Annotated in this window: 27 protein-coding genes and 1 other RNA gene; 13 read left to right on the forward strand and 15 right to left on the reverse strand. The window is 46.2% G+C overall.

All coding sequences use genetic code 11. From position 1 onward, the window contains the following. The first annotated feature begins 200 nt into the window (after positions 1-200). Entirely contained in the window at positions 201-1,097 is an 897-nt protein-coding gene (locus OM978_RS04810; RefSeq protein ID WP_264345764.1) for an alpha/beta hydrolase-fold protein, read from the forward strand. Positions 1,098-1,170: 73 nt separating this feature from the next. Here the strand turns inward: OM978_RS04810 and ssrA are convergent. Together ssrA and smpB are read right to left on the reverse strand one after the other, a co-directional pair. Then, positions 1,171-1,530, reverse strand: a transfer-messenger RNA (tmRNA) gene (ssrA, locus tag OM978_RS04815). A gap of 168 nt (positions 1,531-1,698) precedes the next feature. Then, positions 1,699-2,181 carry an SsrA-binding protein SmpB gene (smpB, locus tag OM978_RS04820; RefSeq protein ID WP_008897453.1) on the reverse strand — a complete coding sequence of 161 codons (483 nt, stop codon included), beginning with the start codon at positions 2,179-2,181 and terminating at the stop codon, positions 1,699-1,701. A gap of 119 nt (positions 2,182-2,300) precedes the next feature. Between smpB and OM978_RS04825 the strand changes: the two genes are divergently transcribed. Together OM978_RS04825 and OM978_RS04830 are read left to right on the forward strand one after the other, a co-directional pair. Beyond that, a complete protein-coding gene (locus tag OM978_RS04825; protein WP_264345765.1) occupies positions 2,301-2,744 on the forward strand; it encodes a type II toxin-antitoxin system RatA family toxin in 444 nt (147 codons plus the stop codon). Next, positions 2,737-3,084, forward strand: a complete 348-nt coding sequence (locus OM978_RS04830) for an RnfH family protein (protein ID WP_264345766.1) — start codon at positions 2,737-2,739, stop codon at positions 3,082-3,084. The genes OM978_RS04825 and OM978_RS04830 overlap by 8 nt, the downstream gene beginning before the upstream one ends. 52 nt (positions 3,085-3,136) lie before the next feature. Here the strand turns inward: OM978_RS04830 and OM978_RS04835 are convergent, their stop codons facing one another. The 3 genes from OM978_RS04835 to nadK form a co-directional block, all read right to left on the reverse strand. Continuing rightward, entirely contained in the window at positions 3,137-3,493 is a 357-nt protein-coding gene (locus tag OM978_RS04835) for an outer membrane protein assembly factor BamE (RefSeq protein WP_264345767.1), read from the reverse strand. Positions 3,494-3,620: 127 nt separating this feature from the next. Then, positions 3,621-5,288: a DNA repair protein RecN gene (gene recN, locus OM978_RS04840; protein WP_264345768.1), complete on the reverse strand. Its 1,668-nt coding sequence runs from the start codon at positions 5,286-5,288 to the stop codon at positions 3,621-3,623. A 79-nt stretch (positions 5,289-5,367) separates the two neighbouring features. After that, a complete protein-coding gene (gene nadK, locus OM978_RS04845; RefSeq protein WP_233010493.1) occupies positions 5,368-6,261 on the reverse strand; it encodes an NAD(+) kinase in 894 nt (297 codons plus the stop codon). Between the two features lie 178 nt (positions 6,262-6,439). On the opposite strand from nadK, the gene hrcA reads away from it, so the two are divergent. The 5 genes from hrcA (at position 6,440) to OM978_RS04870 (ending at position 11,765) form a co-directional block, all read left to right on the forward strand. Further along, entirely contained in the window at positions 6,440-7,465 is a 1,026-nt protein-coding gene (gene hrcA / locus OM978_RS04850; protein ID WP_264345769.1) for a heat-inducible transcriptional repressor HrcA, read from the forward strand. Positions 7,466-7,494: 29 nt separating this feature from the next. Then, a complete protein-coding gene (grpE, locus tag OM978_RS04855) occupies positions 7,495-8,064 on the forward strand; it encodes a nucleotide exchange factor GrpE (protein WP_053425312.1) in 570 nt (189 codons plus the stop codon). Positions 8,065-8,183: 119 nt separating this feature from the next. Further along, positions 8,184-9,464 (forward strand): PqiA/YebS family transporter subunit, encoded by a 1,281-nt coding sequence (locus tag OM978_RS04860; RefSeq protein WP_264345770.1) that lies wholly within the window; start codon positions 8,184-8,186, stop codon positions 9,462-9,464. Further along, positions 9,457-11,211 (forward strand): intermembrane transport protein PqiB, encoded by a 1,755-nt coding sequence (gene pqiB / locus OM978_RS04865; RefSeq protein WP_264345771.1) that lies wholly within the window; start codon positions 9,457-9,459, stop codon positions 11,209-11,211. Before OM978_RS04860 ends, pqiB begins: the two co-directional genes overlap by 8 nt. Continuing rightward, positions 11,211-11,765, forward strand: coding sequence for a membrane integrity-associated transporter subunit PqiC (locus tag OM978_RS04870; RefSeq protein ID WP_264345772.1), 555 nt, complete (start codon positions 11,211-11,213; stop codon positions 11,763-11,765). Before pqiB ends, OM978_RS04870 begins: the two co-directional genes overlap by 1 nt. A 14-nt stretch (positions 11,766-11,779) precedes the next feature. Here OM978_RS04870 and OM978_RS04875 read toward each other — a convergent pair whose 3' ends face one another. Continuing rightward, the gene (locus tag OM978_RS04875) at positions 11,780-12,865 is read right to left on the reverse strand and encodes an anhydro-N-acetylmuramic acid kinase (protein WP_413690921.1); all 1,086 of its coding nucleotides are present in this window, start codon (positions 12,863-12,865) and stop codon (positions 11,780-11,782) included. A 23-nt stretch (positions 12,866-12,888) separates the two neighbouring features. Beyond that, a complete protein-coding gene (locus OM978_RS04880) occupies positions 12,889-14,196 on the reverse strand; it encodes a peptidoglycan DD-metalloendopeptidase family protein (RefSeq protein ID WP_264345774.1) in 1,308 nt (435 codons plus the stop codon). 162 nt (positions 14,197-14,358) lie between these two features. On the opposite strand from OM978_RS04880, the gene tyrS reads away from it, so the two are divergent. Beyond that, positions 14,359-15,561: a tyrosine--tRNA ligase gene (tyrS, locus tag OM978_RS04885; RefSeq protein WP_264345775.1), complete on the forward strand. Its 1,203-nt coding sequence runs from the start codon at positions 14,359-14,361 to the stop codon at positions 15,559-15,561. Positions 15,562-15,619: 58 nt separating this feature from the next. On the opposite strand, the gene OM978_RS04890 is transcribed toward tyrS, so the two are convergent. Then, positions 15,620-16,168, reverse strand: a complete 549-nt coding sequence (locus tag OM978_RS04890) for an excisionase family DNA-binding protein (protein ID WP_264345776.1) — start codon at positions 16,166-16,168, stop codon at positions 15,620-15,622. A 167-nt stretch (positions 16,169-16,335) separates the two neighbouring features. Between OM978_RS04890 and OM978_RS04895 the strand changes: the two genes are divergently transcribed. Together OM978_RS04895 and OM978_RS04900 are read left to right on the forward strand one after the other, a co-directional pair. Next, positions 16,336-17,187: an SPFH domain-containing protein gene (locus tag OM978_RS04895; RefSeq protein ID WP_233010480.1), complete on the forward strand. Its 852-nt coding sequence runs from the start codon at positions 16,336-16,338 to the stop codon at positions 17,185-17,187. Between the two features lie 12 nt (positions 17,188-17,199). Further along, the gene (locus tag OM978_RS04900; protein WP_264345777.1) at positions 17,200-17,382 is read left to right on the forward strand and encodes an Arc family DNA binding domain-containing protein; all 183 of its coding nucleotides are present in this window, start codon (positions 17,200-17,202) and stop codon (positions 17,380-17,382) included. On the opposite strand, the gene OM978_RS04905 is transcribed toward OM978_RS04900, so the two are convergent. After that, entirely contained in the window at positions 17,379-17,954 is a 576-nt protein-coding gene (locus tag OM978_RS04905) for a TetR/AcrR family transcriptional regulator (protein ID WP_264345778.1), read from the reverse strand. The genes OM978_RS04900 and OM978_RS04905 overlap by 4 nt on opposite strands. Positions 17,955-18,058: 104 nt before the next feature. Here OM978_RS04905 and OM978_RS04910 point away from each other — a divergent pair, with 104 nt between their 5' ends. Further along, complete coding sequence (locus OM978_RS04910) at positions 18,059-18,559, forward strand: HPP family protein (protein ID WP_264345779.1); 501 nt, start codon at positions 18,059-18,061, stop codon at positions 18,557-18,559. On the opposite strand, the gene OM978_RS04915 is transcribed toward OM978_RS04910, so the two are convergent. Together OM978_RS04915 and OM978_RS04920 are read right to left on the reverse strand one after the other, a co-directional pair. Then, complete coding sequence (locus OM978_RS04915; protein ID WP_264345780.1) at positions 18,516-19,430, reverse strand: AEC family transporter; 915 nt, start codon at positions 19,428-19,430, stop codon at positions 18,516-18,518. The genes OM978_RS04910 and OM978_RS04915 overlap by 44 nt on opposite strands. Continuing rightward, complete coding sequence (locus OM978_RS04920; protein WP_264345781.1) at positions 19,430-19,789, reverse strand: GIY-YIG nuclease family protein; 360 nt, start codon at positions 19,787-19,789, stop codon at positions 19,430-19,432. Before OM978_RS04920 ends, OM978_RS04915 begins: the two co-directional genes overlap by 1 nt. A 73-nt stretch (positions 19,790-19,862) precedes the next feature. Between OM978_RS04920 and OM978_RS04925 the strand changes: the two genes are divergently transcribed. Then, positions 19,863-21,125 carry a DEAD/DEAH box helicase gene (locus tag OM978_RS04925; RefSeq protein ID WP_264345782.1) on the forward strand — a complete coding sequence of 421 codons (1,263 nt, stop codon included), beginning with the start codon at positions 19,863-19,865 and terminating at the stop codon, positions 21,123-21,125. Positions 21,126-21,178: 53 nt separating this feature from the next. Here the strand turns inward: OM978_RS04925 and OM978_RS04930 are convergent, their stop codons facing one another. The 4 genes from OM978_RS04930 to OM978_RS04945 form a co-directional block, all read right to left on the reverse strand. Continuing rightward, the gene (locus tag OM978_RS04930) at positions 21,179-21,715 is read right to left on the reverse strand and encodes a GNAT family N-acetyltransferase (protein WP_264345783.1); all 537 of its coding nucleotides are present in this window, start codon (positions 21,713-21,715) and stop codon (positions 21,179-21,181) included. Positions 21,716-21,727: 12 nt separating this feature from the next. Further along, on the reverse strand, positions 21,728-22,006 hold the full coding sequence (locus tag OM978_RS04935; protein ID WP_008897478.1) for a peptidylprolyl isomerase: 279 nt from the start codon (positions 22,004-22,006) through the stop codon (positions 21,728-21,730). Between the two features lie 138 nt (positions 22,007-22,144). Beyond that, on the reverse strand, positions 22,145-22,687 hold the full coding sequence (locus tag OM978_RS04940; protein WP_264345784.1) for a hypothetical protein: 543 nt from the start codon (positions 22,685-22,687) through the stop codon (positions 22,145-22,147). Between the two features lie 18 nt (positions 22,688-22,705). Beyond that, entirely contained in the window at positions 22,706-25,003 is a 2,298-nt protein-coding gene (locus OM978_RS04945) for a S8 family serine peptidase (protein WP_264345785.1), read from the reverse strand. Between the last annotated feature and the right edge of the window lie 233 nt (positions 25,004-25,236).

The following is a 25,236-nucleotide window of genomic DNA, read 5'->3' on the forward strand; positions in this document are numbered from 1 at the left end:
AGTGAACAGCTTTATCGCTGTCGAATTGCGGAGCCAACTGAATTTACGGGGGATTTAGCTTAAATCGCTTTTTGTTGTGGTGACAAAAAGCACAAAGTCGGCGAGCATGGGGTGTGGCTCTGATGGAATGTGGCTTGTGGGATCCGATCTGAGCTTTTGAAGTCTGCAGTCCTGCAACTCGATAAGAAAAAGGAGTAGTTATGTTGTTCAGAATTCTATGTTTATGTGTTGTCTTATTGTCCGGTGTTGCATCTGCTTCAGAAGCGCAGCTGCTAAGACAAGATTATCAAAGCACAGTCGATGGCTTAAAGCGGCAGTATTTTGTCTATTTGCCTCAAGGTTATGATCAAAAAGCTGCGCAAAAATGGCCAGTCTTGCTGTTTTTGCACGGCAACGGCGAACGTGGCAACGGTCTGGACGAGCTGGATTACACTATGATCCACGGTCCTTTATATGAAGCCTGGATCCAAAAACGCGACCTGCCTTTTATTATGATAGTGCCGCAATTGCAGATGTTTGATATGGGTAAGCTGCCTTATATCGCCAACCGTAGTAAAGCCGATATTCCGCAGCGCTTAGCGGATGGCGTACCGCCACGCCCAGTGATGTTCCCATCTGATAAAGCCATAGCACCAGCTAAAGCTGTAGCTGATATGTCGAAAGTGCCAGTGTTATTGCCAAATGGCTGGGAGAAGGCTGAGCAGGATTTATTGGCCATGCTTGCGACTGTGCAGAAAAATTACAACACAGATGCCAAACGTCTTTATATCTCCGGCATCAGCTACGGTGGTTTTGGTACCTGGTATATGGCCAGCAAACACCCGGAGTTATTCGCTGCCGCTGCTCCTGTAGTCGCCTGGGGTCATCCGGATTTAATGCCATCTATAGCTGCGGCTAAGCTACCACTTTGGGTGATAGCAGCAGGCCGCGATTCGGCTATAAATAAAGATAATATCTACCCAGGCATAGAGACGCTGCGCCAGTTAGGCCACACCAATGTGCGTTTTAGCATGCTGGAACAAGCCGAACACGACGCCTGGCGACAAGTGTACGAAGGCTGGGATATTTATGGTTGGTTGCTGGGGAAGGGGAAGTAGGGGGTTGGTTACTTGTCTTGATACGTGATAAAGGTAAAGCAAAAGGCCACCTTGCGATGGCCTTTTGCTTTATTGGTGGAGCCGGGGGGATTTGAACCCCCGTCCGAAAAACCTAGATCGTCGGTACTACATGCTTATCCAGTTATTTAGTTAACCCTATGAGCGCCAGCTGGCAGGCTATCGTCGGGCGAGTCTGATTGGTTTTAGCATCTTGGCTCCAGACAAAGCCGCCATGCGATCCTATTAGGGGTGATCTTCCAGAGTCTCAGCTTATAGGCATGCGTGAGGGGAAGAGCGCTCTACTGCTTATTAGGCAGCGAGTGCGTATGTTTCGTCGTTTGCGACTACTAGTTTGCGGCTTTTTTACGAGGCCTACCGCACCTCGGCATGCACCTAAGAGTTCGTGAATCCCGTCGAATCCAGTATCGGCCCCGAATTCTTTAGTACTTCTGAACACTTCTGTGTTGAGCGCATTCTACGCTCTGCAGTTCAACGCGGCAAGGTAAGAACTGGTCTTTTCTTGCTGCGTTTGGCTGTTATTACTCTATATGGTGATGATTTGAACAATCTCAAGCTGAAGTGGGTAAGAACCCGGCTGTAATTATCTTTTGCTGTGCTTCATCATGCGTTCTTTTTCACGCGACCAGTCTCTGTCTTTGATGTCGTCACGCTTATCAAAGTGCTTTTTACCTTTGGCCAGATGGAATTCCAGCTTCACCCAACAGGCTTTCCAGTACATGGAAGTGGCTATTAAGGTGTAACCGTCTTGCTCTTTTTTACCGACCAGTTTGTTCAGTTCACGTTTGTTCAGCAACAGCTTGCGTGAGCGCTCTGGATCGCAGACCACGTGAGAGGATGCGCTGTGCAGCGCCTGAATTTGTGCACCAATTAAAAAAGCTTCGCCATCTTTTAAAATGACGTACGAGTCGGACAAATTCACTTTGCCTTCACGAATACTCTTTATTTCCCAGCCTTGCAGGCACATACCTGCTTCGAAACGCTCTTCGAGGAAATAGTCGTGTCGTGCTTTTCTATTTTGGGCTATGGTGCCGCCCTGATTTTTGCTGCTTTGTTTTTTGCTCATCTTTGCGAACGAATTAACTCTTAAAAGCCAAGGAATTTAATGGCAAAAGGCTTACGCCTGGGACATTGAGGCTACGGCCAGATCTGTTACAATCGCCGCCTGCATTAAGGGGAGAGAGTATGCCACAAATTGAGCGCAGCGCACTGGTTTTTTACAGCGCGCGCCAGATGTTTGAGCTGGTGAACGATGTACCACGTTATCCGGAATTTTTACCCGGTTGTGCCAAAGCACAAATTTTGCAGCAGTCTGCAGATCAGATGCTGGCTAAGTTACAGGTGAAAAAAGCCGGTATCAGTCAGGAGTTCACCACTCGCAATACCCTGGTGACAAACTCGCAAATTCAGATGCAATTGGAGTCTGGACCTTTTAAAGCTTTATCCGGTGGCTGGACCTTCGTTCCGCTCAGCGATGAAGCTTGTAAAGTGGTGCTGGCATTGGATTTTGAGTTTTCCAATAAAATAGTCGAGTTTGCTTTTGGTAAAATTTTTAATGAGTTAACAGCGGCTATGGTCGGTGCTTTTACACAAAGAGCAAAACAAGTGTACGGAGAACAGCATGGCTGAAACTAAAGCTGTCGAGCTGGCTTATGCCACACCAGCTAAACAAAGTTTGTTGAGTTTAACTGTGGATGCTGCAGCTACTGTGGAGCAGATTATTCAGCTGTCCGGTATGTTGTCATCTTTTCCTGAAATTGACTTAAGTCAGAATAAAGTCGGGATCTGGAGCCGGACCTGCAAACTGAATGAAGTGCCAAAGGCGGGCGACAGAATTGAAATTTATCGGCCTTTAATTGCCGATCCTAAAGATATGCGTCGTCGCCGTGCTGAAAAAGCCAAGGACGAAGGCAGAGCAAATAAAACAACAGGTGGCAGACCTCAGGCTAATGAGCAAGCGCACGATTGATCGAAACATGGGGGTGATCAGATGATTTGATCTGCCCCCATATGCAGTGTGGTTACTGGACTTTGTCTAAAGGCGTATTAAAGTTGGCTGGTTTGGTGAAATCACCGGTAATATCAACCAGCTTGTCGTCTTTAAAATTGATGACCATTTGCTTTTCAAAGTTATCGCCACGACCACCTTTTAGCGCATAAAAATAATGCCAGATGTCGTCGTCGAAAGCGTTTTCTGCAACAGGGTTACCTAATACAAAGCGAACCTGTTCTTTGGTCATTTGAACACGCAGTTTATCGATGTCTTTTTGTTCCAGAAAGTTACCTTGTGGTATATCAATCCGGTAAATCCAACTACTGCAAGCACCCAGAGTCAATGCTGTGGCCAACACAAGGGCCGTTTTCACTACTGCTTTCATCTGTCTCTTCATCTGAATAAGTCTGTCGGCATCATACCGCAAGCATGGGCTGAAATTAAAGCCTTAATCAGACCTAAGTGTGTTGGCTAAGTTCGTGCCTGTTAAAAATAATTGATGTAAAGCTATGTTAAGGAGCACATAACAGCTCTCGGGCGTTGGCAATCGCATTAGCGCTGACATTTTCACCTGCCAGTAAGCGGGCTATTTCCTGCACCCGTTCTTCGTCTGCCAGTTCACGAATACGGGTTTCTGTTGCAATACCGTCAGTGTATTTCTCGACAAATAACTGGTGATGGCCCTGACTTGCGACTTGAGGTAAGTGAGTGACACAAATCACCTGAGTGGATTCTCCCAACTGGCGTAACAAGCGGCCTACACCAGCGGCAACAGGGCCGCTGATGCCCACGTCTACTTCATCAAAAATCAAGGTAGGAGTAGTGACTTTGCCTGCCAAAATCACCTGAATAGCCAGGCTGATACGGGATAATTCACCACCTGATGCTACTTTGTGCAGTGCCTGTAAAGGTTGGCCTGGGTTGGTGCTGACCAGAAAATCGACCTGATCCCAGCCGGATGCGTTGGCTTTATCTATACCGGCACTTTCAACCGCAATATAAAATTTACCGTTGGCCATACTCAATTCGGCCATGCTGCGGGCAATTTTATCGGACAACTCCAAAGCAGCAGATTTACGCAGTTCAGACACTATTTCTGCAGCCTGACAATAGAGTTGCTGCGCCTGCTGAATTTCAAGCTGAAGTTCAACTATGCGATCATCATCACCAGCCAGTTCTGATAACTGCTGGGATAATTGCTGATGGAATAAGGCCAGCTGATCGTTTGGAATTTGATGTTTACGACTTAAACTGAGCCACTGCCCCAGGCGCTGGTCAATTTCTGCTAAACGTTCCGGGTCTATATCTACTTTTTCGCTGTAACGGCGTAATTCGCGGCCTGCTTCTTCAATTTGTACTAAAGCTTCGCTCAGCATCTGATGAATAGGAGCTAAAGCCGGATCTACTTCGATATAGTCGTCCAGTTGCTGACACGCATGACTTAATAAACGATAGCTGTTGGCATCTTCATCGTCATACGCCAGTTGCAAGGCTTGTTGGCTGGCCTGGATTAAACTGTGACTGTTGCTTAAACGCTGATGTTCAGTTTCGAGTTCAGCAAACTCATCTGTACCTGGGGCAAACTGGTCCAACTCAGCCACCTGATACTCCAGCAACTGCCGTTGTGCTTCACGTTGCTGCTGACTACTTTGTAGCTCGCCATATTCCAGCTTTAATTGCTGCCAGGCCTTCCAGTATTGGCGGCAGTCGGCTAAAGCAGATTGGGTATTGGCATAAGCGTCCAGTAACTGGCGCTGGTGATCTGATTTTAATAACAGTTGATGGGCATGCTGACCATGAATACTCAGCAGATGATGGCCCAAAGCTTTAAGTTGTTGAGCCGGCACTTGTACGCCATTGATATAACCGCGGGAGCGGCCTTCGCTGCCCACCACACGACGCACTATACATTCGTTGCCCATGGCGAGATCTTGTTCGGCCAGCCAATGCTGAGCTGCACCCAACTGACTGATATCAAAAGTAGCCACTATATCGGCTTTATCACAACCGGGGCGTACCACTAAACCATCGGCACGGTCGCCTAAACATAAAGACAAGGCATCTAAAGCTATAGATTTACCTGCGCCTGTTTCGCCTGTAATGGTGGTCATACCGCCACGCCAGTCGAGTTCCAGCGCGCGTACTATGGCAAAGTTGCTGATATGCAGATGGTTGAGCATGGTCCAACTCCCTTATACTGAATAACTGTTAATTTATACAGTAATTCGGGTTTTAGCAAGGGAGTGGTGAAGAGATTTTTTAGTAGAGTTTACTGCCCCAACCGAGCTTGTTACGCAGCACGTTAAAGTAGCTGTAACCAGGCGGGTGCACCAGTTTCAGCGGCTTCGGATGTTTACGAATACGGATTTCATCACCCGGCATCACCGCCAAAATCACATGACTGTCGCAGCTGACCTGTAAATGCGCGTCGTTACTGGGCGATACTTTTAATACTATTTCGCTGGTACCGGATACCACCAAAGGACGGCTGCTTAAGGTATGGGGGAACATTGGCACTAAACTCATTGCATCCAGCTCAGGTGTCAGAATAGGGCCGCCACCTGATAATGAATAAGCGGTAGAACCTGTTGGAGTGCTGACAATTAAACCGTCTGAGCGCTGACTAAAGACAAATTCGCCATTGATATGAGCTTCAAACTCAATCATATGCGCTACTTTGTCGGCGTGTAATACAGCTTCGTTCACAGCGCTGTTACTGCTTTTGACGCAGTCATTGCGATAGACTTCCACTTCCAGCAGATTACGTTTTTCAGTGACAAAATTACCTGCTAACACAGCAGCTAAAGGTGTTTCAAAATCTTCCGGTGATAAGTCAGTTAGAAAACCCAGGTTACCGCGGTTTACACCCAATACAGCCACACCAAAACGAGCCAGCACGCGGGCAGCACCGAGCATATTGCCGTCACCACCCACCACTATAGCCAGATCGCAGTTTTTACCCAGTTCGACTAAATCCATCACCTGCACATCGGGCAAGGCTAACGATTCAGCCACTTTTTCTTCCACATAGACCTTTAACTTCCGTGCAGTTAAAAACTGATACAGGCTGATAAGGGTGGTATTGGCGCCCGGATGATTAGGTTTGCCAATGAGGCCAATGGTTTGAAATGCGCTGCCTGGGTTTTGACTCATGAGTGTTCCTTTCAAAATGCCGTTTGAGTATACCCATAGTTTCTGGCAGCGAACAGGCTTTGTGTACAGACAGCGGACTAAGGGCAAGGCTTGAATTTTTAAATAATGACCCCACAATATCTAGCAGTATAAATGAGCAGTATTCTGCACCGTCTTATTAACCGGAGTAACAGCTGTAGTGGTTCAGTTAAGCAGACCAGAACTGATATTAAAACTCATAGTCGAGCAGTACTTGACGGACGGCATGCCGGTGTCGTCTAAGCTGTTGTGTGAGCAGTCAGAGCTTGGCGTCAGTTCAGCCACAGTGCGCAATACTATGATGTTGCTGGAGCAGCAGGGTTTTATCCGCTCTCCTCACACCTCAGCTGGTCGTGTGCCTACCACTTCGGGTATCCGTTTATTTATCGATAAAATGTTGCAGCTGGAGCCTTTAACAGGTCGTTGGCTGGATGCTATTCAGGTGAATTTGCCACCGCAATTACCAGTTTCTTTATTATGTCAGCAAGCCGGCCAGCTGCTAGCCAACTTAACAGGTATGGTTAGTATTGTTAGTGCGCCTAAAGGTCAGGGCAGGGTAATACGGCAGGTGGATTTAGTGCGTTTAGCCACGCAGCGACTCTTGCTGGTGGTCATAGACGAAGACGGTGATATTTTGCACCGTGTGTTGTTTCACGACGATTTAATTGATAATCCAACCTTAAGCCGGGTTTTGTGTTTACTCAATGCAGCTTTATGTGGTCAGGATTGGTTGGATGGTATTTCACGTTTAGCATTAATAGCAAAGGAAGAATGCGGTACTGTGCAGTCTTTAGTGAAAACCGCTATGGCGCAACTGAGTCTGGATGAGATGCAGCAACATCAACCGCTGATTTATGGTCAGCACCAACTGATGCAAGCTACTGATTATCACCGCGACCCACAATTGCAGCAAGTGATCGAACTTTTAGATAATCCATCTTGTCTGGTGAAGTTATTGACGCCTATCACTCAGGATGAGCAACCAAAATTAATACTGGGGCGTGAGTCTGGTATTGAACCTTTAGCCAAGGTGAGTTTGATTTGTGCACGCTACCGCTCGGAGCCACATGGCTTTATCGCCTTGCTTGGACCACGCCGGATGAACTATGGTCGTTTTGTGCCTTTAGTTGAAGCTGTAGCACAACAAATGTTTTTTAACTTGAATCATCTTAATCAATCCCCATAATAAGCCAACCTATGGTGGAGTAGTAACTAATGAGCGAGCAAGATAAAGTGCAAACTGAACAACAACAGGCTGCGGAAGCAGCGGCAGAGCAACAAGTCGTAGAACTGACGCCGGAGCAGGAACTTATTGCAAAGCTGGATGCAGAATTACAGCAGGCAAAAGCCCAGTTGGCAGAGCAGCATGATTTAATGCTTAGAATTAAAGCTGAAGCAGACAACAGCCGTCGTCGTTCAGCTATGGATGTTGAAAAAGCCCATAAATTTGCGTTGGAGCGTTTCGCTGGTGATTTGTTGCCGGTTGTAGATAACCTTGAGCGTGCTTTAACTTTCTTAAATCGCGAAGACGACAGCCAGAAAGCTCTGGGTGAAGGCGTGGATTTAACCCTGAAAGGTTTACTGGATACGCTGGCGAAAAACGGTGTGCAGCAAATTGATCCACAAGGTCAGCCGTTTAACCCTGAATTCCATCAGGCCATGTCTATTCAGCCAAGTGCTGATGTAGCGCCAAACACTGTGACTTTTGTCATGCAAAAAGGCTACGAGCTGAATGGTCGTTTAGTACGTCCAGCTATGGTTGGTGTATCTAAAGCTGTTGAATAAACAGTAATTTATTGAAAATGGGGTCAGGTCACATTATTAAACATAAATAATGTGAACTGACCCCATTTTTTTTGCTTACAATAGCGCTATTCGCAGTAGGCATTTATAAAGGAATCTTTTTGTCTGATCTGGAGTCTGGTATAGCGCCTTCCGCGCAACCTGTTGCTGAACTGGTGCTTTGTCGCCACTGCGATCTATTGCAGCAATTGCCGTTGTTGGCTATTGGTCAGGAAGCTGCCTGTAGCCGCTGTGGTTATTTACTGGATATGCGCCAGAAAGATCCGGTATTACGTCCTGTACTCTATGCTGCAAGCTCGTTGTTTATGCTGATCCTAGCAAACCTCTTTCCTTTTATTGGCATGGATGTGGCGGGTAACGTCCATATCATGAGTTTCTTTGATACCTCCTCTGTCCTATTTAACGAACATCAGCAGTGGCTGGCAGTGTTGGTCTGGTTATTTATTCAGGCGATACCAGCTTTTTGTATGCTGGCGGTGATTTACATCAAGCTTGGCATGGTGCGCCGCGTTCGCGGTCTGGTCTGGACCGCTCGTGTGCTTTATATGCTTAAACCCTGGAGCATGGTGGATATTTTCCTTATTGGTATTCTGGTCGCCTTTGTCAAACTGGTGGTCTATGCCGATATTTCTGTGGGGATGAGCTTCTGGGCTTTTTGCCTGTTTTGTTTGTTGCATTTGCGCACTTTTCAGGTGATAGACCGCCATGCGTTGTGGGAATCGATAGCTCCTGCGCCTCAGCCTGTTGCTGCGCATTTTGCAGGAAAAACCGGTGTTTCATTGAATTTAGCCAGTTGCAGCTGTTGTACTGCTATAGTGCCGCTGGAACAAAAACACTGTGGCCGTTGTGGCACTAAAGTCACGGCCCGTATTCCGGCCAGCTTGCAAAAAACTCTGGCCTGGCTGATTACTGCAACTCTGTTGTATATCCCTGCTAACTTGCTGCCTATTATGGAAACTGTGTCTTTGGGCAGCAGCATTCAGTCTACAATCATCAGCGGTATTATATTGATGTGGCAGGACGGTGCTTACCCTGTGGCCATTGTGATTTTATTAGCCAGCGTGGTCGTGCCCGTGGTGAAAATAGTGGTGATGTTCTGGTTATGTTATTTAGCCAGTCATACTGGCCATAAACGACAGTTGCTGTCGACCCGGGTGTATTTATTAGTCGACTGGATAGGCCGCTGGTCTATGGTGGATGTGCTGGTGGTGGCTATTCTGGCTGCTTTAGTACGGTTTGATTTATTGATGGGCGTGTACCCTGGTATGGGCGCGATAATTTTTGCGACTGTGGTGATCACCACCATGCTCGCCGCTATGAGTTTTGACCCACGTTTATTGTGGGATCAACGGAATAAAAAAGAGGAGCAGCAGCGTGGCTAAGACGCAGGGCCGGGTGGCCGCGGTGAAAAAGATCCGACAATTATCCCCTATCTGGATAGTGCCAGTAATAGCTGTGGCTATTGGCATCTGGATGCTTTATTACACTCAGAAAAATCAGGGACCTGTGATTACATTAGTCACACTGAATGCTGAAGGCATAGTGGCAGGCAAAACTCAGATCAAAAGCCGCAGTGTTGATATAGGTCGGGTAGAGTCGGTGCAGCTGTCTGAAGATTTAAGCAAAGTACTGATCAAAGCGCGGATGGACCCGGGCATTGAAGCGTTACTCAATGAAGACTCCCAATTGTGGGTGGTTAAACCTACCATAGGCCGTGGTGGTGTCAGTGGTTTAAATACGCTGTTATCCGGCGCCTATATTGAATTGCAGCCAGGCAAAGCTAGTGTGCAAAAGTATTATTACGAATTGCTCGATAGCCCACCTATAGCGCCAGCTGATGCGCCAGGGGTACGGGTGACGTTGTTGAGTGATGATGCAACGGCTCTGGCCGTAGGCGATCCTGTGCTTTATCACGGTTATGCAGTGGGTACTGTGGAGACCAGTAACTTTGTTGCTGAAAAAGGCCATATGACTTATCAGTTGTTTGTGCGTGCGCCTTATGATGCCCTTGTGACTGAAAACGTACGCTTCTGGCAAGCCAGCGGCATGGCGCTGGATGTGTCAGCTCAAGGGGTTCGGGTTGAATTGGCGTCTGTGGCAACTTTGCTTAGCGGCGGTGTGCATTTTGATGTGCTGGATGGCTGGCCTGTGGGCGATAAAGTGGCCAGTAACAGTGAGTTTCAGCTGTTTAAAAATCAAAAGGCCATCAAAGAAGGTTTGTACACTGAATACAACGAATACCTGATGTTTTTTGACGAGTCGATTCGTGGTTTAACTGCAGGTGCGCCTTTGGAATATAAGGGCATACGCATTGGTACTGTGGCTATGGCTCCGTACTTTTTTAATATGGAAAACCCGCTGGATGTGGCCTTTAAACGGGGTATTCCGGTGTTGGTAAGAGTGGAAGCGGGTCGGCTTGCTGGTGAGATGAGCCTGAAAAAGCTGGCGCAGGAATTAGAAACCGCAGTGCAACATGGTTTAAGAGCTGTATTAAAAACCGGTAGTCTGCTGACTGGTGCTTTGTATATCGAACTGGTGCAAACCGATGCTGTGATTGAAACACCTAAAGTAAAAGTGGATGTGCCAGCCCTTGCTGATGCTGATAGCTCTGAAAAAGTGCAAGTGGCAACAGCTCAGCCGCCAGAGTTTTCCAGCGAAGGTTTTGTGCCTGCGCCTTTTGCGTTAGCGGATCACGCTGGTCTGAAAATTATGCCAACAGCCCCAAGCGGTTTAGCCAATATTGAACAAAAAGTGCTGCAGGTGCTGGATAAGGTCAATCGTCTGCCTGTGGAAGATGTGTTAGCTCAAAGCTCAGCTACTTTGGCGCAAAGCGAAAAAATGCTGAAAAATGCTGAACAGTTGATCCTGTCACTGGACCAACTGGTGAAACACAATGCAGTACAGCAATTGCCAGCAGATATTCAGCAAAGTCTGGTGGAACTGCGTAAAACACTGGCTGGCTTTTCGCCTGGTTCACCTGCTTATGAGCGGTTAAATGGCAATTTGCAATCGATGGACCAATTATTACGTGACTTGCAGCCTGTGATTAAAACCATGAACAGTCAAAGTAACTCACTGATTTTTAATGCCGATCTGCCTAAAGATCCAGAACCTGAGAAGGGTAACTAATGCGTTATTTAGCTTTTGTATTCTTAAGTCTGGCTTTGGCTGGCTGTGGCAGTTCTCCGTCTGAACTGCAGTATTACCGCTTACCAGCAGTCGCTGCCAAAGCACCTGTAGTCGACAGCAGTAAAGTGCTGGTGATAGAACCTGTGATGGTCGCCAGTTATTTAAACAGCAACGCGCTGGTGTATCAGAATAACGAGGTGAATCTGCAACTGACTCGCACTCACCAATGGGCTGAAGCTTTGGATCAGCAACTGACCCGTAATTTACAGGCACATTTATCTGGTGCTTTAACGGACTGGCGTGTGACTCAACAGGTCAGCAGTCCGGGCGATAGTCGCCTGACTGTGCAGGTCACTCAGTTTCATACCACGGCGGATGGTGTTGTATTGATCAGTGGTCAGGCTCATTTGCTGACAGGGGCTGTCGTCAAGCAAATGCCTTTTGAACTGCAATTACCTATTGCCGATGACGGCTATGACGAAGTAGTGAAAACTTTAGGCCAAGGCTGGGGGCAGGTTGCCGCACAAATCGCAAAATTGCTGGAACAAAACTAATACTGGGCGCGGGCTTAACTACTAAATTCCGCGCCTAATACCACGGCTTTTCGTGCGCCTGTCACTTCAGGGATATTGCCCGGAATCTTGTGGTCGTAGGCATAAGCCAGCCAGGCAAAGGCCATAGCTTCCACATCGTCTGCTTTCACACCTAAACTGGCGGTTTGTTGAAGTTGTACAGTAGGGAATAACTGCTGCAGGTCGCTTATCAGTACTTTGTTATAAGCACCACCACCACAGACAAATAACTCCTCTATGGCTTCATTGACCAGTGCGATTTTAATGCTCTCTGCAGTAAAGCGGGTCAGCGTACGTTGTACATCTGCTGGAGCGTAGTTTTTCGCTTGTAATTTTTGTGCCAGCCACTCTGCGTTGAAATACTCTCTGCCTGTGCTTTTGGGGCCTTGTAGCTGAAAGTAGGGGTCTGATAAAAGATCGGTTAATAAATCCTGTTGTATCACGCCAGAGGCCGCATAAAGGCCATCTTTGTCATACAAACCTAAGCCTTGTTGCTGGATCCAGTTATCCATCAAACCATTGCCAGGGCCTGTATCAAAACCCCGCACTGGCCGATTGGGTTGTAACAAGGTGACATTGGCGATACCACCAATATTTAAAATAGCGCGATAGCTATCAGGCTTTGCAAAAATAGCCTTGTGAAAAGCTGGTACTAAAGGTGCACCTTGTCCGCCATAAGCCATATCTTTACGACGAAAATCGGCGATAACCCGAATTTGCGTTTCAGCTGCCAAACGGAACATATCACCAATCTGATAGGTAAAAGGAAACTGCACATAAGGGCGATGCCTTATGGTCTGGCCATGACAACCAATAGCGCTTATCTGTTCTGGGTTAACTTTGGCTTTAGCTAATAACTGTTTAACTGAATCAGCATAAGCTAATGCCAGTTGCTGCTCTACTAAACCCATCAGTTCAAGTTCACCCGGGCCGGATTGAGCCAATTGACTTAGCTGCTGGCGTAACTGTTCAGGGAAAGGGCAAAGCAGGGAGTCAAGTAATTCGGGCTGGAGTTTTTCTGGAGCAGACTGACCAAAACGAACCAGCACCAGATCGATTCCATCGAGACTGGTGCCGGACATTATTCCTATATACAAGCTGGACATTACTCAGCAGCGGCTACTGTGATCCGCTCGTGGTTCTGCATTTGTGCAATCAGCTGTTTTGCTTCATTTACAAAAGCAATACGTTCACTGGTAGACAGCGCATCTGCCTGAGGTAATTTCACAGTACGTGGGTTACGGTGCACACCACCAACCACAAATTCATAGTGCAAGTGAGCTCCAGTGACACGGCCTGTAGAACCTAAACGGCCTATCACCTGACCTTGTTTCACGTTTTCACCTTGCTTCACATCACGTTTGGATAAGTGCAGGTATTTAGTTACTATGTTGTTTTTATGCTTAATAAACACATAGTTACCATTCACGCCGTTACGGGTTGATGCAATGACTTTACCATCACCAGCCGCCATAATAGGAGTACCTACTGCAGCAACATAGTCGACACCATTATGAGGTTTTACTTTCTTTAACACTGGGTGTAAACGGCGAGGGTTAAAATTGGAGCTGACATACTGGAAGCTGACCGGGGCTCGTAAGAAGGCTTGTTTGGTGCCCTTACCGTCCGGCTTGTAAAAGGCGCCGTCCTTGTGACGAACTGCCTGATAAGTCTGACCTTCGTTTTTAAACTGTGCAGCGAGAATATTACCGTTACCAACAAATTGACCATCGGCATAACGGGTTTCAAAAATAACGCTGAAACTGTCACCTGCTTTGATATCTAAACCAAAGTCGATGTCGTAGCTGAAAATGTTGTTTGCCAGTGTCAGCATCTGAGCTTCGGTTAAACCTGCTTCCAGACCTGCGTTCCAGAACGAACCGTTAACCACACCACTGACGACTTCAGTACGGGTTTCAACTTCCTTTAATAACTCTTCGGCCGCAAACTTGCCATTGGCAGTACGCTGAACACGTAAGGTTTTCAGGTTGTTGATTGGATAACGGATTTCCTGCAGCTTGCCCTGGTTATCTAAACCAAACTCAATTTGCTCGCCGGGAAAAATGCGGGTTAAGGTTTTTACTGGTTTACCCAGTTCTAACACTTCCTGCATTGCGGCTTGATCTAATTTAGCTTTGCGGAAAATAGCCGACAGAATGTCGCCTTTTTTCACGTCAACAGTCACCCACTCCAGTGAGTTATCTTCGTGTGGCAAGGTTGCAAGCTGTTCGGCTGCAATTTTCTCTTCCACCAAAGGGATATCAATACTGTATCTTTTTCCAACTTCCAACTCAGATGTATCTGTAGTTCTGGAGGCTGAAGCTTGTTCTGACGGGATCAACAGCATAACGGCAACAATGCCGCTTAGAGCGCCGATTAATAACCGATGTTTGATAGGCAAAGAAGAAATCATAGAAAGCGCATCTCTTATTATTATCAGACAAACCAATAAAAAAACGAGCATATAACGATTTTTTGTGTGATGCCACACTTTTGTTGGTTTGATCTAAAGAAATGTTTCAGTAGAATGCAGGCTTGGAATTTTGCGAAATACAAAGAGATTTAGGAGTAGACCATGGCTCACTGGGAGCAGGCGCTGGCTGAGATAAAACGCGGCTGCGAAGAGATTTTGTTAGAAGAAGAGCTGATTGCCAAGTTAAAGGAAGGAAAACCTTTAAAAATCAAAGCAGGTTTTGATCCAACTGCACCAGATTTGCATTTAGGTCACACGGTTCTCATCAACAAATTACGTACCTTTCAACAGTTGGGCCATGATGTCATTTTCCTTATTGGCGACTTCACCGGCATGATTGGCGATCCGACAGGTAAAAACGTAACGCGTAAACCTTTGACCCGGGACGACGTGTTGGCCAACGCACAGACGTATAAAGAGCAGGTGTTTAAAATTCTTGAGCCTGCAAAAACCCGTGTGGCTTTTAACTCCGAATGGATGGAAAAGTTAGGCGCGGCTGGCATGATCAAACTGGCAGCACGTCAGACTGTGGCCCGTATGCTGGAGCGTGATGACTTTAAAAAGCGTTATGCCAATAACCAGTCTATTGCGATACACGAGTTTTTATACCCGCTGGTGCAAGGCTGGGACTCCGTTGCTTTAGAAGCCGACATCGAAATGGGCGGCACCGATCAGCGCTTTAACCTGCTGATGGGACGTGAACTGCAAAAAGACGAAGGTCAGCGCCCACAAACCATTATTATGGTGCCATTGCTCGAAGGTCTGGACGGTGTGCAGAAGATGTCCAAGTCCTTGGGCAACTATATTGGTATCACAGACACGCCGGGCGAGATGTTTGGCAAAGTGATGTCCATCAGTGACGAGCTGATGTGGCGTTACTATGATTTGCTGAGTTTCCGTCCTATTGCTGATATTGCAGCACTGAAGCAACAAGCAGCTGATGGCCGTAACCCACGTGATATTAAAATTGAACTGGCAAAGGAAATTATTGCCCGTTTCCATGACGAGGCGGCAGCTGTTGCGGCAGAACAGGATTTTATCCAGCGTTTTCAGAAAAATGCGTTGCCGGACGATATCCCTGAACTGACCTTAACTTTAACTGCGGACAGTATTCAGATTGCCAACTTGTTAAAAGAAGCTGGTCTGGTTGAAAGTACCTCAGAAGCTTTGCGTATGATTAAGCAAGGTGCGGTGAAGCTGGACGGTGAAACTAAAGTGGAAGACAGCAAGATGGAATTTGCCAAAGGCAGTTGTCATATCTTCCAGGTGGGTAAACGTAAATTTGCCAAAGTCAGTCTGGTTTAACTGCTGATTTACTATAAAAAGACCGGCTTTGATGCCGGTTTTTTTATAGAGTTTGCTGTCAGCTGGCTTGTTGTAAACGGGCGAAAAGCAGTTTTTGTAATTCAGTCTTAAATTGCAAAGGCTCAAAAGGCTGGCGCAGCCAAATGATATCCATCGTCAGTTTTTGCTGAGGATCTTCGGCCGATAACAATGCCAGTTTTACCTGATGTTGTGTCAGTTCCTGCTGCAGCATCGGCAGATCTATACCTTGCTGGTCAGCCGTCATCAACACCAGTTCTGGTTTACGCTCGCCCATCATCAACAATGCATCCACAGCGTTACGGGCATACTGTAATTCAACCGGGAAATGCCACTGCTGACATAACACCTGTAGTAATTTGAAAAAATCTGCATCCAGGTCAACGCATAACAGATGCGTCAGAGGTTGCGATTTTTGCCTTTTATGCAACAAACTCAGTAAAGATTCCTGCACTATACGTCGGTGTCCACCTGGTGTTTTCCAGGCACTTAATAAGCCTTGTTCAACCCACAGCTGGATAGTTCGTACTGAAACACCTAAAAGAGTGGCCGCTTGTCGGGTAGAAAGAAGTTGATGTTGCTCTGACATAATGATTTTTCTGATTTGATTAAATTTATCATATTTATCAAATGAGCTTGTGTCAATCAACGGATGGCTTTTTACAGTCAATTGCATGCTTTTTGTACTTATTTACTTGCACTTTTTTTAAATGAAGCTAATTTGATATTAAATTGATATCAAATTAAGAGGTCGTGATGAAAGAGTATCTGGCAACAAGCCGCAGTGGTTTGATGATGTTAGCTGTACTTCCTGCAGTCTTTGTTTTATCCGGTTTTGGCCTGCTGGTTTTAGGCGGTCCTCTGAAATTGGTTGCCATATTGGCACTGATTTTAGTGGGGATTGGCTTTTTCGGTTTCTATATGGTGCAGCCAAACCAATGCGCTGTGCTGCAGCTGTTTGGCCGTTACGTCGGTTCAGACTTACAAACGGGCTTACGTTGGGCTAACCCTTTTTACAGCAAACAAAAAGTATCGTTGCGGGTGCGCAACTTTGAAAGCGGCAAACTCAAAGTGAATGATCACAGCGGTAATCCGGTAGAAATCGCCGCCGTTGTGGTATGGAAAGTGGTAGACAGTGCTGAAGCCGTGTTTGAAGTGGAAGATTATGAGAACTTTGTCAGCATCCAAAGTGAAGCGGCTTTGCGCTTTTTGGCTTCGAGTTATCCCTATGAGGCGGTGGAAGATATAGATATCAGCCTGCGCAGCAATGGTCCTGAAGTGACAGATTTACTCAAAGCTGAAATCCAGGCTCGTCTGGACAAAGCTGGTGTTGAAGTGCTGGAAGCCCGTATCAGTCATTTGGCGTACGCGCCGGAAATTGCCAGTGCTATGTTGCAACGTCAACAGGCAAGAGCTGTAGTGATGGCGCGTCAGCAATTGGTTGAAGGTGCAGTGGGTATGGTGGAATTAGCTTTAGCCCGTTTGTCGGAAAAAAACATGGTGCAGCTGGATGAAGAACGTAAAGCCGCCATGGTCAGCAATTTGTTAGTGGTGCTTTGTGGTGATCATCAGGTACAACCTGTGATCAATACCGGCACTTTGTATTAAGCGGAGACAGCAGTGTCGAAAAAAGCTTTTGCGTTACGTATTGATGAAACAGTGCTGCAGGCTTTGCAGCACTGGGCTGATGATGAGTTTCGCAGTGCGAATGGCCAGATTGAATATGTATTACGCGAAGCATTAATTCAGGCTGGACGGCTGAAGAAAAAGCCTCCGACAGAGCCTGCTGCAGAGCCGGATTAGCTTAAAGCACGGACCAGTAGCAGTGCTTGTTTTTTAGCATGCTGAGCCACGGTGGCATCCGCATGCACTAAAGCCATGCTGATGGCGCCTTCTTTAAGTATCATCAAGCCATCAAGCAATAAAGACTGTGCTTCTTCTGGCAGGTGATAACTCTGAAGGTGAGTGTTCACTAAGTGTTTCACCTTGAGTTTATGCTGAGCACAGAGCTGCAATACAGCACTGTCTGGTCCATGGTATTCGGCTGCACAGTTTTGAAAGTAACAACCAAAAAAAGGCCCTAAGACTTGTGCCTTGCCTTCAAACCATAGCGTTAATGCATCAAACAACTTTTCTACCGGACTCATCGGATCGGCGCTGGACAGTTGCTGTTCCAGCCACTGATAAAAGCGCTGATGCCGAAGCTCCAATGTGGCCATCAACAGCTCATCTTTGCTGACAAAATGGTGATACAGCGTTTTTTTGGCAATAGCAGACTGTTCTAAAATCTGATTAATACCTACAGCATGCACACCATGGCGGTAAAACAACGTTAAGGCTGTTTCTACAAGCTGCTGTTTTTTATCCTGTTCCATAAAAGCCCTCAGCATAGTTGATACTTAGCTTGACACAGGTAGACCAGTCTGTCTACAATGCAATTCGTTGGTAGACAGACTGGTCTACTTTGTGAGGTGATACTGTGACTGAACATAAAATCTGGGTGCAAGCTTTGCTGGCTGGTTGTGGTGCAGCTTTGGTCATGGCGCTGTTAGCTTTATTGCAGCAATGGCAGCAGTTATGGCTGGTTGCTCCTTTTGGTGCCACAGCAGTGATTTTATTTGCCTTGCCGGATAGTCCGCTTGGTAAAGCAAAAAATGTGATAGCAGGGCATTTTCTGGCTGCACTGATTGGCCTGACTTTTGTTCATGTTTTTGGTTTAACCGTATGGAGTTTGTCTGTTGCAGTGGGGTTATCTATAGGTCTGATGGTGCTATGGAAAATTACTCATCCACCAGCAGGCGCTACTACCTTACTTATTATGTTAACGGCGCCGGACTGGTGGTTTTTATTCAATCCTGTGCTGACAGGTTCTGTGTTGATGGTGTTGGTGGCTCATTATTATCATCAGAGCCATAGGAAAGGCCATCAACATTTGGTTAAACGTAAAGCTGCAGCAGCAAATACCAAAGCGGAAGACTGATAAAACTCAGCAGTAACCCCAGGCCGACCAAAGCTGGTACTAAACGTAGTGCCAGCCCCGCACCAATAGCTATAGCGCCGGCAGACACCATAGGCGGCATGGCTGCTTCAAATACTACAACCTGCAGCAGTAACGGATCGGGGTGGAATAAACTTAAAAATCCTAAAGCCAGTAACGGCATGAACAGCAGCTTTATTCCTAAGGCAAAGATCAGAGGTTTGGCTTCTTTATTGTCCAGCTGTAACCTGAACTGAAAACCTACGGCAATCATAATAACTGGGACTAAAGTAGCGGCCAGACTGTCCAGTACCAGACTAAAAAACGCCGGGTAAGTCACTGACTTCAGACATAACGCCAGGATCAGTGCAACAAAAGAAGGGAAGGTCAGTACACGTTTAATAATTTGACCCGCAGTTGGGGTGGCTGCATTGGGGTTATACCAGGCAGCTAAAATGGTGGAGTAAGTTGCCAGAGCTAAAAAGGAGCCAGCCTGATCGTAAATCATGGCATAAGGTAATGCCTGGTCGCCAAAAAAGGCTTCGACCATAGGAAAACCCAAAAAGGAGGTATTGCCTAAAGGTAAAACCACCAGCAAAGCGCCTACTGTAGTTTTTTCCCAGTGCCAGATTTTACCGGCGAGAATAATTAATCCAGCCACTACCACCAGCAACACCCAAGGTGTAATAGCTGGCAACCAGAGTTGATTGGAGAATTCTAACAGTGGAATTTTTTGCAGTACTAAAGCGGGCAGTGCAACAAAAAGCACATACTGATTCAGCACTATGCCTGTTTCCTGAGGAAACTGCGGCAGTCTGCGCAGCAAAGAGCCGATCACCAAATACACCAGAACTAAAGCAAAACTTTCCATCATTACTCCTTTGCACTGAGCAAAGTGTAATCTGAAGCGGGTTTTGTGCCTATGCGACTTTCGCCTGATAGCTGCTCCAGCAGGTTCAGTTGTTTAGCCTCTTGCCTGAGTAACAACTCTTTATCCTTTTTTGGCCATTGTTTTAGCTGATATTCCAGTTTACTGGCAGAAGAGCGGCAGGGCATACCGTAAGTGAAGGCTAACTGCAGTGGGCCTTTGCCTTTGAGCGCCTTAGCGCCTCCTGTTAATTCACCACTATGCTGGCGCAAACGTCGTGTTGGATCTGTGCTGATACCAGTATATAAAGCGCCTGTTGCAGTGCGCACCATATAAACAAACCATGGAGTTGATACTGCGGTCATGCCTTGTTGTGTCCCTTCTGCTACACTAGCGACGATTTAACGGTTTGAAAGTCGCTACTTTAAAGGAAATTGCATGTCATTTGCCACGCTTGGTTTAGATCCCCGTATTCTTTCTGCTGTGACCGCCCAGGGTTACCACACGCCAACCCCTATTCAGCAGCAAACCATACCTGTGATCTTAGAAGGCAAAGATGTGTTAGCAGGTGCCCAGACAGGCACAGGAAAAACCGCTGCTTTTACCTTGCCAGTACTGCAACTTCTGAGTAAAAACACCAGCAAAGTCAATAACCTGCAGGTGCGCTGTTTAGTGCTGACGCCTACACGTGAACTGGCGCAACAAGTGGCTGACAGTGTCAAAGCGTATGGTGCAGATTTACCGCTGAAATACGCAGTATTTTATGGTGGTGTGTCGATAAACCCACAATACGACCAAGCCAGCCGCGGTTTAGATATTCTGGTCGCGACACCGGGCCGTTTATTGGATCATTTACATCAGGGTACTGTCAGTTTGTCAGAGCTACAAATTCTGGTACTGGATGAAGCCGACCGTATGCTGGATATGGGTTTTATTCACGACATCAAACGTATTATGGCGAAATTACCCAAAGAGCGGCAGACGCTGTTTTTCTCAGCTACTTTTGCTAAGGAAATCAAAGAGCTGGCAGATACTTTATTAAAGTCCCCTGTACTGATTGAAGTGGCTAAACCAAACAGCACTGCAGATAAAGTTGAGCAACTGGCTTATAGAGTGGACTCGCAGCGCAAACGTGAGATGTTGTCTTACCTGATTGGTTCACGCCAATGGAAACAGGTGTTGATTTTTAGCCGTACTAAACATGGTGCAGACCGTCTGGCTAAACAGTTAAGGTTGGATGGTATTGAAGCTGGTGCTATTCATGGTGATAAAAGTCAGGGTGCCCGCACTAAAGCGCTGGATGATTTTAAAAACAATAGATTAAGTGTGTTAGTGGCTACTGATATAGCGGCCCGCGGTCTGGATATCGAAGAGCTGCCTATAGTAGTGAACTACGACCTGCCTCAGGTGGCTGAAGATTATGTACACCGTATCGGTCGTACAGGCCGGGCTGGTAATTCAGGTATGGCGATAAGTTTAATTACGCCAGATGATCTGGTCATGCTGCAAGCCATTGAAAAACTGACGAAACAAGTGATCACACAGCAGGTTGTTCCTGGCTATGAACACGATCCGAAAATGAATCACAGCAGCAAAAAAGCCGATGCTGAAGAAGAACGGGTACAAAAAGTGGCAAGCCGTAATAAACAGCTGGCCAAAGAAAAAGCCAAGTTACGTTCGCAGGCTATGGGTAAAAAGTAGCAAAGAAAACATCAAAATTTAAAGGCAGCGCAAGCTGCCTTTTTACTTAGTGACTATGTGTCGTCTTTGGGGTTAAACGGCGTATTCAGCGTCAGTTGGTAAAATGCCAAATCTAACCAACGACCAAACTTAAAGCCAGCCTGAGTGATAGTGCCGCTGTGGGTAAAACCATATTTTTTATGCAAGGCGATACTGGCGTCGTTGGCTGCATCTATTCCGCCAATCAACAGATGATAATTCTCCAGCTGTGCCTGCTCTATGATTTTCTGTAACATCAAAGCACCATAACCTTTGCCTTGCTGATTCGGCGCTACATAAACCGAATGCTCGACTGAATACTTAAAAGCAGGGAAAGCCCGAAATGTGCCATAACTGCCAAAAGCCACCAGTTGATCCTGCTCATTTAACAAGCCCAACACCGGAAAATTGCCTGCAGTTTTGTTGGCAAACCATTGCTGCATAGTGGCCATAGTGCGGGGTTTGTACTCATACAAAGCCGTGGTATTTAAAATAGCGTGGTTAAATATCGCCAGAATAGCTTCGGCATGTTCATCATAACTGCAGTGTACAAAACGCGTCAGGCTCTCCATTCAGATCTCCCTTTAGCTTCTGTACAAGGTTTTGATCAGATGATAACCAAACTGAGTTTTGATTGGGCCATGCACTTCCAGCACGGCTTTTTTAAATACCACTTCATCAAAAGCTCTGACCATCTGACCAGGTTTAAACTCACCTAAATCCCCACCTTTTTTGCCAGAAGGGCACAAAGAGTGCTTTTTAGCCAAATCGTGAAAACTGGCGCCTTTGGCCAGCAGTTGTTTTAATTTTTCTGCTTCGGCAGCAGTTTTTACCAGAATATGGCAGGCACAGGCTTTAGCCATGCAGGTTTCTCCTTCAGAGCGAAACAGCATTGTACAACGTGTAAGAGTGCTGGAGCAAAGAGAGATCTGCATTTAGTCGCGATGAATTTGGCCCAAGAAAAAACCCGCCAGAAGCGGGTTTTTTAATTAAAGCATCATTTAGTTTGGTTTATACAGTTTTTCAACTACATCCAAACGAGCTTCTTTTACTAAGCCAGATTTACGGACTGAGTTAACAAGCTCTGTCAAATTTGCGCCGGCAGGTGCCTGCACAATAGCAATTTTATTGCCTACGGCTTTAACCAGTTTTAATCCGAAATCTTGTTGTAAACGTTGCAGTGCAGCAGCATCATTTGCCAGTATAGACAAACGACCAGTGACAACTCCAAGCTCACCTGTCAGCAGGTTTCTTACCACAGCGTCAGTTTTCACTACACCGTCAGTATTCACTGCTGCCTGTTGCACTACAGTGCGACCAGACAAGGTACCTTTGGTATTATCAGCTGCCAGACTGGCAGGTGCTAATGCTAAATCCGGTAACAACTTGTAGACGCCAAAATCAGCATTTTCAACTTTTCTGATTTTTACTGCTTCTGTCTTAGCCGGAACCAGTTTTTTTAACTCTGGTGAAACTTCTGCAGCTTGAGCTGAAGCCATAGTTCCGATAGTGGCCAGAGCAACTAAGGTTAATTTGTATTTCATAACTCTGTACTTCCTCTATTAATGGCCAAATACGCGAATAGCTACACCTTCAACAACTGAAAGATCTGCGTTGTTGACGTAACCATCAACACCTAAGTAACCTCCCGTAGAAGCATAATCAGAGCCGTTAGCATCCAGTACTTTAATAGTCCAGGTGCCCTGAGCATTTTCACCATAAAAAGCGTTCGTCAGGAACACTGTATCATTTAGTATATAACCTGGCTGGAAGAAGAAATCTTCAGTCAAAGCAGGGATAGTTAAAGCCTGTTTAGAGGATAACAATACGCTCTTTGTACCAGTTGGAGATGTCACTTCGATCGCTAAGTCAATACCAGCAGTGGTCTGGAAATATCCATCTACTGTGTCAAAACCGAACTCCATACCAGGGTTAGATACAGAAAATTTCAGCTGAGCACCTTCAAGGACCATTTCGTCAGTCACTTCAAGAGTTACAGTCGCACCAGTAACGCTGTTATCCGGAACAGATAACGCCAGAGACGTTGGAGTTTCGGTAGCCGCATAAGAACCTACACCTACCCACTCAGAACTGACTTCTTCACCTAAGTTTACGGTGTAGTTTTTAGCCATAGCAACAGCTGCACCAGCGTTGACCCGACCAAAACCGTATAAATTATTGAAGTTAAAGCCTGCACCGTTTTCTACCCAGCCTTGGTGAGCTACAAATTCACCATTGGCTAATTCTAGTGATACAGGGGCATTGTCTGCATCAACCATAGTGCTGGTTGAAACCAGAATATGACGAATATCACGGTAACTCAGTTCTGGGTTTGCAGAAGCAATTAATGCTACTACACCTGAAGCATTTGGAGCTGCAGATGAAGTACCGTTGAAGGTTGAGGTGTAGTTACAGCTGGCGTTTTCTGGATGTCCAGGGTTGTTGAAAGGGAAAAATCCTTCAAAGAAACCGGGGAAATAGAAGCCATCATAATCTTCTGCTGAAGCAAAACTACTGTAGCCACGTAAACAGGTCATTTGGTCAGTAGTGACCATAGCTGGTTCAAAAGTACCGTATTCACCAGCCGGAGCAGATACTAACAGGTTAGCGCCAGCTGTTGAGTAGCTGGTATGTTTACCATCGCTATTCACTGCACCAATGCTGAAGTAGTAAGGAGTAGCTTGCGAAGGTTCAAAGTTACCGTTGTAACAGGTTAAACCCAAATCGTTGGCACCGTTTACTGCACATAAATCGTTGTCAAAGCTTACACTACCATCCTGGAAGCTGTTACCACTGGATTTCATGTTGGCAGCGCCTTTGCCTGAACGTAATTCAGTGGCACTGAATTGCTGAACGGCTTCTTCAAATTCTGAGTAGGCAATAGCTGCAGGTACTGTCAGACCGTAACTACGGTTAAATACGGCTACAGGTTCCGTGGCTGTAATACCGCTGCCTGGTGCACCATGGCTTAATACAAAAGCCACATTACTTTGTTCTTCCAGGTAGTTCATACCAATAAGTTGGGCATCAGGTGCTACGCCACGGCCACCTAAGCCGTTCCAGCCTTTTGCTGCAATTAAACCTGCCACGCTGGTACCATGATCACCAAAAGCAGAGCTACTGGTTGGATTTGTTGGATCTGCTGCACCAGGTACAAAGTTCAATGATCTGTTTGGAATCACATTGCCTTGTAAATCTTCATGAGCAATTTCTAGGCCTGAGTCAACCACAACGGCAACAGTGTTGCTACCAGTTGAGCCCGCAGCATAAGCAGCAGTCACGTTCATATCTTCGCCAGCTACCAATACATCAGGGTTTTTTCGCGATTCAACGATAGCTGTTGCGTCTTCTTCTGAAAGGCCACTAATTTCGGTCAGCAAAGTGAAGTAAGTCTCGTACAATGAGTCACTCATTGAAAAGGCTTTTTGACCAGTGTTTTTTAAGTGCCACTGTTGATAAGCCAATGGATCAGTACCGGCACCTGCAATAGTTACTGTTGCTGTGGCAGATTCATTACCGTCGGACACAGTGTAGGAAAACACTTGCTCGCCAGGTGCTGTTGGTGTGAATACAAAGTTCAGACCAGTGACTGCCAGAGTGCCTTTACTCAGGGTGTATACACCACCAGTTGCTGTAATAGCGCTGCCGTTTTCTGAGATAGCTGTCAGGCTTAATGCATCCTGATTTGCATCAGTTCCGGCAAATGCTCCCGATACAGGAACCCATTCTTTGACTTCAATATTTGTTAGTGAGACGTTTGTTGCTTGTGGAGCAATGTTTTTGTTTCCATCACTACCGCCACAGGCTGCAAGAGCAACCAGCACAGCAACGGATAAAGCAGAATATTTTAGCTTAGACATTGTGTTGTTCTCTGTTCCATGATTTCAAGTTTTTGTTATGAGCTTGTTGGTTGTCATGTGCGCACATTTACAACCAATTGCCATTTCATCCTAACATGTTAATAAATTGAAACTCTAGTGATTTGTTTATGTTTTTTTCAAGACCGTACTGTACTGATTTTTAAGGTTTTTTGTGCTAATTTGTTACTTGAGCCTGATTTTTAGGCAAAAAAAACGGAGCCTTTGGCTCCGTT

The sequence above is a fragment of the Rheinheimera sp. MM224 genome, assembly GCF_947090785.1.
Taxonomy (GTDB): domain Bacteria; phylum Pseudomonadota; class Gammaproteobacteria; order Enterobacterales; family Alteromonadaceae; genus Pararheinheimera.